The organism is Sphingomonas aerophila (assembly GCF_014199305.1).
Classification (GTDB): Bacteria; Pseudomonadota; Alphaproteobacteria; order Sphingomonadales; family Sphingomonadaceae; genus Sphingomonas; species Sphingomonas aerophila.
The window spans coordinates 153,399-163,942 of record NZ_JACIJK010000008.1 but is presented as its reverse complement, the minus strand read 5'-3'; the positions used below and the strand labels follow the sequence as shown (position 1 = coordinate 163,942).

7 protein-coding genes are annotated in these 10,544 nt (G+C 65.8%); 1 reads left to right on the top strand and 6 read right to left on the bottom strand.

Features of this window, described 5'->3' with window-relative positions:
* Nucleotides 1–24 precede the first annotated feature (24 nt).
* Nucleotides 25–2,037: a protein-disulfide reductase DsbD family protein gene (locus FHS94_RS13820; protein ID WP_184058830.1), complete on the bottom strand. Its 2,013-nt coding sequence runs from the start codon at nt 2,035–2,037 to the stop codon at nt 25–27.
* Between the two features lie 71 nt (nt 2,038–2,108).
* Between FHS94_RS13820 and FHS94_RS13815 the strand changes: the two genes are divergently transcribed.
* Nucleotides 2,109–3,746: an alkaline phosphatase family protein gene (locus tag FHS94_RS13815; protein WP_184058827.1), complete on the top strand. Its 1,638-nt coding sequence runs from the start codon at nt 2,109–2,111 to the stop codon at nt 3,744–3,746.
* 1 nt (nt 3,747) lies between these two features.
* Here the strand turns inward: FHS94_RS13815 and FHS94_RS13810 are convergent, their stop codons facing one another.
* The 5 genes from FHS94_RS13810 to FHS94_RS13790 all read right to left on the bottom strand — a co-directional run bounded on the left by FHS94_RS13810 (nt 3,748) and on the right by FHS94_RS13790 (nt 10,538).
* The gene (locus FHS94_RS13810) at nt 3,748–4,680 is read right to left on the bottom strand and encodes a right-handed parallel beta-helix repeat-containing protein (protein ID WP_184058825.1); all 933 of its coding nucleotides are present in this window, start codon (nt 4,678–4,680) and stop codon (nt 3,748–3,750) included.
* A 116-nt stretch (nt 4,681–4,796) separates the two neighbouring features.
* Nucleotides 4,797–7,475 (bottom strand): methionine synthase, encoded by a 2,679-nt coding sequence (metH, locus tag FHS94_RS13805; RefSeq protein WP_184058823.1) that lies wholly within the window; start codon nt 7,473–7,475, stop codon nt 4,797–4,799.
* Nucleotides 7,476–7,594: 119 nt separating this feature from the next.
* Nucleotides 7,595–8,641 carry a homocysteine S-methyltransferase family protein gene (locus tag FHS94_RS13800; protein WP_184058821.1) on the bottom strand — a complete coding sequence of 349 codons (1,047 nt, stop codon included), beginning with the start codon at nt 8,639–8,641 and terminating at the stop codon, nt 7,595–7,597.
* Nucleotides 8,638–9,579 carry a methylenetetrahydrofolate reductase [NAD(P)H] gene (gene metF, locus FHS94_RS13795; protein WP_184058819.1) on the bottom strand — a complete coding sequence of 314 codons (942 nt, stop codon included), beginning with the start codon at nt 9,577–9,579 and terminating at the stop codon, nt 8,638–8,640. The genes FHS94_RS13800 and metF overlap by 4 nt, the downstream gene beginning before the upstream one ends.
* Nucleotides 9,576–10,538, bottom strand: a complete 963-nt coding sequence (locus FHS94_RS13790) for an ArsR/SmtB family transcription factor (RefSeq protein WP_184058817.1) — start codon at nt 10,536–10,538, stop codon at nt 9,576–9,578. Before FHS94_RS13790 ends, metF begins: the two co-directional genes overlap by 4 nt.
* Nucleotides 10,539–10,544: the final 6 nt, after the last annotated feature.

Sequence of the window (10,544 nt, the reverse complement as noted above, 5' to 3'; positions counted from 1 at the left end):
CCGCTTTCGCTGGCTCTGTCTGGATCAATGCCCCGATGGAAGCGAGGCGAGGATGCCGGGAGTCAGTACCTGCGGCAAGACCCTGGCGTCTGTCCCCGGTGAATACCAAAGGTACAGCGGCACGCCGGCGCGGTTATGTTTCTCGATAAAGCGGCCGAGCGCAGGGTCGCCATCGGTCCAGTTGCCGACCAGAACGGCGACATTGCCCCGACGGAAAGCATCGGCTGCGGTGGTGGTCTCGATTGCGACCTTCTCGTTCACCTTGCACGTCAGACACCAGTCGGCAGTGAAATAGGCGAACACCGGCCGCCCACTCGCGCGCAACTGCGCCAGCCGAGCCTCACTGAAGCGCTCGGCGCCGAGCGGCACGGTCGCTCCGGCCGCCGCGACGGGCACGCTATGGGCAAAGGTGGCCGTTGCCACGGCTACCAAAGCTAATCCGACCATCGCCGATGTCCCGAACGCCTGCCCCTGCGCCTGCCGCCGGCCGCCCCACCACAGCACGGCGGCGGTGGCGCCAGCTGCCAGAAGTGCCAGCGGCCAGCCACTCGACCCCAGCTGCCGCGCCAGCAACCAGCCGAGCGCCGCGGCGGTCAGCCACATCGGTAAGGCGAGAAGCCGGCGCAGCGTCGTCATCCACGCCCCCGGCCGCGGCAGTCGCGCCCGCAGGGCGGGCACGAACCCGACCAGCAGGAACGGCAGGGCCAGCCCCAGGCCCAGTCCGCCAAACACCGCCAGCGCCGCCGGCCAGGGCAGCACCAGTGCCGCCCCCAGCGCCGCCGCCATGAACGGCCCGGTGCACGGCGTCGCCACAAAGGCCGCCAGCGCGCCCGTCGCGAACGCTCCGCCAGCACCGCTCTCGCCCGCGAAACGCGGCGTCGCGAACTCAAACGCGCCCGACAGGTTCAGCGCGATTGCGACGCACAGGATCAGCAGCACAGCGACGACCACGGGATCCTGCAACTGAAACGCCCACCCGACGGCCGATCCTCCCGCCCGGAGCGCCAGGATCGCCCCGCCCAGGCCCAGGCACACGACGACCACGCCCGCGGTATAGGCGAGCGCCTCTCCCCTTGCTTCGCGCGCCCCAACACCGCCCCGGGCGAGGCTCAAGGCCTTGAGGCTCAGGATGGGAAACACGCACGGCATCACGTTGAGCAGCAGCCCGCCCAGCACAGCGCCTGCGAACGCGATCAGCGCCGCACCCATCCAACCGCCACCGGATCCGCCACGCGCCGGGGACACCACGCCACGCGTCGCCGAGATGAGGAACCCCTGGCCGTCGCCAGTGGCAAGCACACCCACGACCTGACCGTTCTTCGGCTTGGGCGACGCCTGTGTATCGATGACGAGGCGGTCACCGTCCCGAACTACGCTTTGCGGCGCTGCATAGGCGATGGCACCTTCGGCAAGAGGATAGAACCAACCCTCCCCCAGTGCCGCGGCCTGGGGATACGGCACGGAAAGGCGGAAGCGGCCATTGTCGATCTGATAGGTGGCGGGTGAGCCGAGCGGCTTGGGCAAAGCGCGACGCCAATGGTCGAACGCAGCGCGCGTGCCCGCGTCGGGAACTGCCGTGCCGGTGGTGATCGTGGTTGAGACGTCCTGGTTCTCCGGCACGCATAGTTCACGCGTGCACACCAGGTAATCAAGGTGCACCCGAACCGCGACCGTTTGCCCGGCCGTCGCGCTTGCCGGCACCGACAGGTCGGCCAGCAAGGTGAAGGGCCGCTCATAAACGAAATTCATCAACCCGGCGACGACCAGCCGCTCTGGGACCGGGTAGCGGAGCGGCCCTGCCGACCATCCGGACGGAATCGCCCACTTCGCGGTCGTTTCGATGCCGGCATCGCCCGGGTTCTGCCAATAACCGTGCCAGCCCGGCGCCGGTCGCGCGTCGATCGCGAGCGTCACCGTGGCTCCGGGTCGTGCGCTCCCCTCTGCGACCAGTCGCATCGCGACGTGCTTTTCCTGCGCTGAGACCGGGGCCGCAGCGAGCATCAGCAACGTCATCAGGATGTAAGCCAACTGGCGCATCGCGCTCCTTGCCGGTGTCGTTCGGCGCATCCATAGCTCCGACGGACCGCTTCCCCAAGGACTCGCCATCGATGCCTCGCTCCGCTCGCCTGCTCGCCGCTGCTGCCCTGGCGCTGACTTCTCTGCCCGTGACCGCGCAGCAGGCGCCACCCCGGGCGGTCGTCAAGCCAAAGCTCATCGTAGCGATTTCCGTTGATCAATTCTCCGCCGACCTGTTCGCGCAATATCGCGGCCGCTTCACGGGCGGGCTCGCAAGGTTGCAAACGGGCGTGGTGTTTCCGTCGGGCTACCAGAGCCACGCCGCGACGGAGACTTGCCCCGGCCATTCGACCATCCTGACGGGCATGAGGCCGGCGCACACTGGCATCGTCGCCAACAACTGGACCGACCTGCACTCCGCGCGAGCGGACAAGGTGATCTACTGTGCCGAGGACGAGAGCGTGCCTGGCAGCACCTCTTCCAGCTACACCGTTTCCGACAAGCACCTGAAGGTGCCGACGCTTGGCGAGATGATGAAGGTTGCCGACCCGCGCACACGCGTCGTATCGGTCGCGGGCAAGGATCGCGCTGCGGTCATGATGGGCGGCCACAAGGTCGACGAGCTTTGGTGGTGGGACGGCAAGGCTTTCACCAGCTATGCCGGCCGCACGACACCTGCCGCCGTGACCCGCGCCAATACGGCGGTCGCCGCCCTGATCGCTCAGCCACAGGCAGCGCTGGAATTGCCCAGCTATTGCAAGCCGCTGGCGCTGCCCGTCGCTGCGGGTGGAATGACCATCGGCGCAGGGCGTCTTGAGCGCGCGGCGGGTGATGCCAAAGCGTTCCGCGCTTCACCCGCTTCCGACGCTGCCGTAGCCGCGTTGGCGATGGGGCTGATCCAGGACATGCAGCTTGGCCAGGGTCCCGCGACGGACCTGATCGCGATCGGCGAGTCAGCAACCGACTATGTCGGTCACACTTATGGCACCGAAGGCACGGAGATGTGCCTGCAGCTAACTCATCTCGATCGCACGCTCGGCAGCCTGTTCGAGCAGTTGGATGCGACCGGCATCGATTACGAAGTGGTGCTGACCGCGGACCACGGCGGCAACGATGCCCCGGAGCGGGAGCGCGAACACGCTGTTCCGGCTGCGTCTCGGGTCGACGCGAGCCTTGCGGCAAAAGCTGTCGGCTCCGCCGTTGCGGCGCAGTTGGGCCTGCCGGGCCAGCTCCTTTATGGTGAGGGCGGCAACGGAGACGTCTGGATCGATCCTGCGCTGCCCGCCGCCACCCGGGCACGCGTCGCTGCCGCGGCCACCGCGATCTATCAGCGCAATCCCCAGGTCGCAGCGGTTCTGTCCCGCGCCACCATTGCGGCAACGCCGATGCCGTCCGGCCCGCCCGAAACCTGGACGCTGGCCGAGAGAGCCCGCGCGTCCTTTGATCCGGCGCGGTCTGGCGATCTCCTGGTGCTGCTAAAGCCGCGGATCACCGCGATACCGCAATATGCGCGCGGCTATGCCGCAACCCATGGTAGCCCGTGGGACTACGATCGCCGCGTACCCATCCTGTTCTGGCGCCGCGGTATGACGGGCTTCGAGCAGCCTTTGTCGGTCGAAACAGTGGACATCGCGCCGACTCTTGCTGCCACAATCGGATTGCGGGTTGCGGGGCTGGACGGCCGCTGCCTGGATCTGGATGCAGGCCCGGCGAGCAGCTGTCCCAATTAAGCTACTTGCTGGCGAACGGCGTGATCCCGTCGGCCAGCTTGTTCGTCCCAAGCGTAAGCTGTTCCTTGCTCCAGTCCACCACGAAGCTGGGCTTGATCCGCTGCCCGGGTGCCAGGCTGGCGACGTTGTTCTCGATCCGCAGCCCTGCCGACGGGTAGGTTTCGAACTCTGCCCGAACGGCAATCATCTCCCAGGCGTTGTCCTTGTGCGCGCCTTGAACAAAGGTGTTGCCGGCAATCACGCCGGCCGCACCCTCGGGCAGGTCGATCATGCGGCTGGTGCTGGTGCCGCCGGTATCGTCGAAGCTGTTGTCGGTGATCGACACCGTTGGGGTTCGCAGCTTGATGTAATGGCCGCCACGCCCGTTCTCGAGCCGCGATCGCGTGATCGTCGCGGCACCCGTCCATAGATAGATGCTGTGCGAGCAATTGTCGGGCCGGCAGTGTCCCAATCCCGAAAAGGTCGAGTCCTGGATCGTGATGCGCTGGCTGACACGGCGTGGGCCGTCGGGCTGGCGTGCGCCGCCGATAATGCCCTGCTCGCTGTCGAGGAACATGGAATTCGTGACCAGCAGGTCCCCCTGCTCCGCCCGGATACCCGCGCCGTTGTGATCCTCCACGGCGTAATCGCGAAAGGTCAGCCCCTCGACACGGGCAGCGCGGCCCCGCAGCACCAGTCCGGCTTTGTCCTCGCACGCCCGCTTTTCGAAGATCACGGTTCCGGGCTGTGCCGACTTATAAGTGATCCGGCCGCGCTCCTGCACCGCGCACTGCCGGTACACGCCCGGCGCGATCTGGATCACGCCCTCTCCATCTCCGATCGCGTTCACGGCGTCCTGCAGCGATCCATACCCCCGCTCGCCTACCGTGAACGGCGACGATCCCGCCACTGCGGGACCGGCGACCAGGGCGAGCAGGATAGTGGTGTATCGCATGGCTCGACCTGGGTCGCCCCGGCGAGGTGGAGCAATCCAGAATGGTGGTTAAGGCTGCCCGATCGCCTCACGACCAGTTAGCCGCCGGCCCGCTCGTCCCAATTTGGCACGGCTAATCAGTCGAGATTGGGCCGCAGCCACCGGGTCGCCTGTTCCAGGTCGACGCCGCGACGTTCCGCGTAATCGCTGACCTGATCCTCCCCGATCCGAGCGACGCCGAAATACTCGGCCTGTGCATGTCCGAAGTAGAAGCCGGATACGGCAGCCGTCGGCAGCATCGCGAAACTGTCCGTCAGCGTCAGCCCAACACGCTCTTCAGCGCCCAGCAGATCGAACAGCGTGCGCTTCAGCGAGTGCTCGGGGCAGGCCGGATATCCCGGCGCCGGACGGATCCCGCGATATTGTTCGCGGATCAGTGCCTCGTTGGTCAGTTGCTCATCGGGTGAATAGCCCCACAAGACGGTGCGGACATGGTGGTGAAGCGCTTCGGCAAAGGCTTCAGCCAGACGATCAGCCAGCGCCTTCAGCAGGATATCGTTATAATCGTCATGCGCCGCCTTATAGGCCGCGATATGGGCGTCGATGCCGTGGATACCGACTGCGAAGCCGCCGATCCAGTCGCCCGCCGGATCGACGAAGTCGGCCAGGCACATATTCGCTCGACCTTCTCGCTTGGCGATCTGCTGGCGCAGGAACGGGAAGCGGACGCTCTTTTCGTCGCGACGATCGAGGTCGGGAATGCTGAAGCCTTCGGGTACGCTGCCGCCGTCAGCAGTGCGATAATGATGATGGTGCTCCGTCTGGACCCACACATCATCGCCGCTGCGATGGCACGGCCAGAGTGCGGCAACGCCCTTCGCGGTCAGCCACTTCTCCGACACGATGCGATCGAGCATTTCCTGCGCGTCGGCATACAGCCCCGATGCGCTTTCCCCCACGACCTCATCAGTAAGGATGGCCGGGAAGTTGCCTGCGAGCTCCCAGGCCCGGAAAAACGGCGTCCAATCGATGTACCGGCGCAGATCGGCCAGGTCCCAATCGTCGAACACGTGGATGCCGGGCTTGGCGGCCGGGGGCGCCTTCAGCACCATGTCCGCTGGAAAGGCACGCGCCCGTGCTTCGGCCAGCGGCAACAGCGCATTTTGCCCCTTTCCGCTCCGCGCGTCCCGGACCGCCTGATAATCAGCGGCAACGGTCGCAACATAGTTGTCGCGGATGGTGTCGCTGACCAGCGTCGTCGCGACGCCGACCGCGCGGCTGGCGTCGAGCACATGCACGACCGGGCCGTCATAGGCGGGCGAGATACGAAGGGCCGTGTGCACCTTTGACGTCGTCGCACCACCGATCAGCAGCGGCATCGTCATGCGCGCGCGCTTCATCTCTTCGGCGACAGTCACCATCTCGTCCAGGCTTGGGGTGATCAGACCAGACAGGCCGATCATGTCGGCATCATTCTCGTTCGCCGCTTCCAGGATGCGCGACCAGGGCACCATGACGCCGAGGTCCACCACTTCGAACCCGTTGCACTGCAGCACCACGCCGACGATGTTCTTGCCGATGTCGTGAACATCGCCCTTCACCGTCGCCATGATGATCTTGCCCTTGCCCTTGGCGCCGGGCTCCTTGGCTGCTTCGATAAAGGGCAGCAGATGGGCCACCGCCTTCTTCATCACACGGGCCGACTTGACCACTTGCGGCAGGAACATCTTGCCCAAACCGAACAGGTCGCCGACGACGTTCATGCCATCCATCAACGGCCCCTCGATCACCTCGATCGGACGGGCAAAGGCCTGCCGGCACTCTTCCGTGTCGTCGACGACATGCGCGTCGATCCCCTTCACCAGGGCATATTCCAGCCGCTTGGTGACCTCCAGCGAACGCCACTCGGCTGCCTGCTTCTCGGCAACCGCATCGGTGCCGCGGTACTTCTCTGCCAAGGCGACCAGTCGATCGCCCGCTTCCGGATCGCGATTGAGGATCACATCCTCGCAAGCAGTGCGCAGTTCGGCGTCGATCGTATCGTAGACGTCGAGCTGCCCCGCGTTGACGATCGCCATATCCATGCCCGCCGGGATCGCATGGTACAGGAAGACCGAGTGCATGGCCCGACGCACGGGTTCGTTGCCGCGGAACGAGAAAGACAGGTTTGACAGGCCGCCAGAGATATGGACGTGAGGGCAGCGCGCCTTGATCGCGCGCGTCGCCTCGATAAAATCGACGCCATAGTTGTTGTGCTCCTCGATCCCTGTCGCGACCGCGAACACGTTGGGATCAAAGATGATGTCCTCGGGCGGAAAGCCGATGCCCATCAGCAGGTCATAGGCGCGGGCGCAGATCTCGACCTTGCGCTCCTGCGTGTCGGCCTGCCCAACCTCGTCGAACGCCATCACGACCACCGCTGCGCCATAGTTCATGCATTTGCGGGCGGCAGCCAGGAACGGCTCCTCGCCTTCCTTCATGCTGATCGAGTTCACGATCGGCTTGCCGGAAACGCACTTCAGTCCGGCCTCGATCACGCTCCATCTGGAACTGTCGATCATCACGGGCACGCGCGCGATGTCCGGCTCGGCCGCGATCAGTTTCAGGAACGTCGTCATGGCGTGCTCGGCGTCGAGCAAGCCCTCGTCCATGTTGACGTCGACGACCTGCGCGCCGTTCTCCACCTGTTGGCGCGCAACCTCGACAGCGCGGGTGTAGTCCCCGGCCATGATCAGCTTCTTGAACGCGGCGGATCCGGTCACGTTGGTCCGCTCGCCGACATTGACGAAATTGGTGGATGAGGGGGTCGAGGTCATATGATCTTCTTCTTGTTCCCCGGCGGAGGCCGAGGCCCAGTCCTGTGGTAAAAGGCCGCGCGGCAGCGCGGGTCGACGCTAGGCGCCGAGTCTGGACCCCGGCCTTTGCCGGGGAACGACTATGCCGCCATCGAGAATGGCTCGAGCCCAGCAAGTCGAGTGCGGACCGGCGGGGTCGGGAGCTTGCGCGGCGCGAGATCCTTCACAGCCTCCGCGATTGCTGCGATGTGCGCCGGGGTCGATCCGCAGCAGCCGCCCAGCACGTTGACCTGCCCCGCCTGTGCCCACTCACCGACCAGCCCCGCCGTCGTCGAGGGAGCCTCATCATAGGCACCAAGCTCATTGGGGAGCCCAGCGTTGGGGTAGACCATGATGAACGTGTCGCAGATGTCCGACAGCGTTCGCACATGCGGCCGAAGCTGCTCCGCCCCGAACGAGCAATTGAGCCCGATGGTCAGTGGCCGTGCATGGCGGACCGCGTGCCAGAACGCTTCCACCGTGTGCCCTGACAGGTTGCGACCAGACAGGTCGGTCAGCGTCATCGACAGCATGATCGGCAGGTCACGACCCAGCGCCTCGCCAGCCTCGACCGCGGCCATGATGCCGGCCTTCGCATTCAGCGTATCGAACACCGTTTCAATCAGGATGAAGTCCGCACCGCCCTCGACCAGCGCATCGGTCTGCTCGCGATACACGCTCTTCAGGTAATCGAAATCGATCTCGCGGAAACCGGGGTCGTTGACGTCCGGAGACAGCGACAAAGTCTTGTTGGTCGGCCCGATAGCACCTGCAACGAACCGGGGCCGCCCGTCGCGCGCGGTGAACTCGTCCGCGACCCGCCGCGCCATGGCCGCGCTCTGTACGTTGATCTCGCGCACCAGGTGTTCGGCACCATAATCGGCCTGGCTGATCCGATTGGCGGAGAAGGTGTTCGTCTCCGCGATATCCGCGCCCGCTTCGAAATAAGCGCGGTGGATCGCCTCGGGCACCTCGGGCTTGGTCAGCGCCAGGATGTCGTTGTTGCCCTTCTGGTCATGCGACAGGCCTAGCGTGCCGGCATAGTCGGACTCCGACAGCTTCCAATTCTGAATCTCGGTACCGAACGCGCCATCGGTGATCAGGATACGTTCCGCGGCTTGCGCCATGAAGCTTTCACGCACGCTCATGCCGCCGCCTCCTGGCTGATCGACCGCGCCCTCACGCCCAGCAGATGACAGATGGCATAGGCCAGTTCGGCACGATTGAGCGTGTAGAAGTGAAACTGCCTGACCCCGCCCGCATAAAGCTTCCGGCACAACTCTGCGGTCACCGTGGCAGCGACCAACTGGCGCGCGCCGGGCAGATCGTCCAGCCCGTCAAACAGGCGCGCAAGCCATGCCGGCACGGCCGTCCCGCACATCGCCGCCATGCGCTGCACACTGGCGAAGTTGGTCACGGGCATGATGCCGGGCACGATGTCAGCCGTGATCCCCGCCGCCGCGGCTGCATCGCGGTACCGGAAAAAGGTCTCCGGCTCGAAGAAGAATTGGGTGATGGCGCGGGTTCCGCCCGCGTCGATCTTACGCTTCAGATTATCGAGGTCTGCCATGGCATCCGACGAATCCGGATGGCACTCGGGATACGCCGCCACCGAGATCTCGAACGGATGCAGCCGCTTCAGCCCCGCCACCAGCGCAGCCGCATTCTCATATCCGCCGGGATGCTGCGCATAGGGCACGCCCGGCGTCGGAGAGTCACCGCGCAGCGCCACGATGTGCCGAACGCCCGCTGCCCAATACTCGTCGGCGACCGCGTCGATCTCCTCGCGCGTCGCCTCGACACAGGTGAGATGTGCCGCCGCGGCAAGGCTCGTCTCGCGCTGGATGCGGGCTACGGTCGCGTGGGTCCGCTCACGCGTCGACCCGCCCGCGCCGTAGGTTACCGAGACAAAGCTCGGCCCGAGCGGCTCCAGCGTGCGGATGGCGCTCCATAATTGCTCGTCCATCTTCTCCGTCTTGGGCGGGAAGAACTCGAAGCTGACCTCCATGTCGCCTGCAACATCGGCATAAAGCGGAGCGTCGAGCGCCACGCGCGCCTCCGACAGCTGCGAAACTGAAATCGTCATGCCGCTACTCCCACCGCACGCAACCGCCTGCCTTGCTGACCCTGGCCGGAAGCCGCCTTGCGACCCATCCAGAGTTTCACCGTCAACTCGCCGCCCTTGAGCGTCTGATTGCCCGCGGGCACCAATCCCGCACCGGCGAACCATCCCTCGATCTGATCATCGGCAAAGCCCAAACGAACATGGGCGTCCTTTGTCCGCAGGTCCTCTCGGTCATGCGGCGCAAAGTCGGCGATCAGCAGCCGCCCGCCCCGGCCCAGCACCCGCCCCGCCTCCGCCAGCGCCAGTGCTGGCGCCTCGGCGAAGTGCAGCACGTGATGCAGGATCGCGACATCGGCAGCCCCGTCCGCCAGCGGCAGCGCATACAGGTCCGCCTGGCGCAACTCCGCGCGACCACCCAGCTTCGCACGCGCCAGCCGCAACATTTCGGAAGACCGGTCAATGCCGAACGCAGCGTCCGCGTGCCCACCGAACAGCTCCAGCATCCGCCCGGTCCCGGTACCGATATCGATCAAGGTTCCGACCGGGGCGTCACCGAGCATATCGGCCATCGCGGCCTCGACCTCACTTTCCGCAACATGAAGCGAGCGGATAGCATCCCAATTCTCGGCCCGCGCCTCGAACCATGCCGCAGCGTTGGCTTCCCGATCAGCGCGCACCGCGGCTAGCCGGGCAGCGTCCGCCACCGTCCAGTGGTCGCCACCCCATGCGTCCAGGCTGTCGGTTATCGGGCCAATCACGTGACGCGCGCCAAGAGCCACGAACACCCAACTGCCCTCACGCCGCCGCTGTACCAGGCCGGCGTCCTCGAGGATCTTCACGTGACGGCTGACCCTCGGCTGGCTTTGGCCCAGAACCTGAGCCAACTCACCGACCGAAAGCTCCATGGACCGAACCAGAGTCACGATCCGCAACCGCGTCGCGTCCGCCAACGCACGGAAGATGTCGAGAGCAGATGCCATGGCGGG

Bases quoted from the DNA above. Each gene is read 5' to 3' on its own strand.
- FHS94_RS13810 (WP_184058825.1), bottom strand. From the start codon at position 4,680: ATGCGATACACCACTATCCTGCTCGCCCTGGTCGCCGGTCCCGCAGTG.
- FHS94_RS13790 (WP_184058817.1), bottom strand. From the start codon at position 10,538: ATGGCATCTGCTCTCGACATCTTCCGTGCGTTGGCGGACGCGACGCGG.
- metH (WP_184058823.1), bottom strand. From the start codon at position 7,475: ATGACCTCGACCCCCTCATCCACCAATTTCGTCAATGTCGGCGAGCGG.
- FHS94_RS13815 (WP_184058827.1), top strand. From the start codon at position 2,109: ATGCCTCGCTCCGCTCGCCTGCTCGCCGCTGCTGCCCTGGCGCTGACT.
- FHS94_RS13820 (WP_184058830.1), bottom strand. From the start codon at position 2,037: ATGCGCCAGTTGGCTTACATCCTGATGACGTTGCTGATGCTCGCTGCG.
- FHS94_RS13800 (WP_184058821.1), bottom strand. From the start codon at position 8,641: ATGAGCGTGCGTGAAAGCTTCATGGCGCAAGCCGCGGAACGTATCCTG.
- metF (WP_184058819.1), bottom strand. From the start codon at position 9,579: ATGACGATTTCAGTTTCGCAGCTGTCGGAGGCGCGCGTGGCGCTCGAC.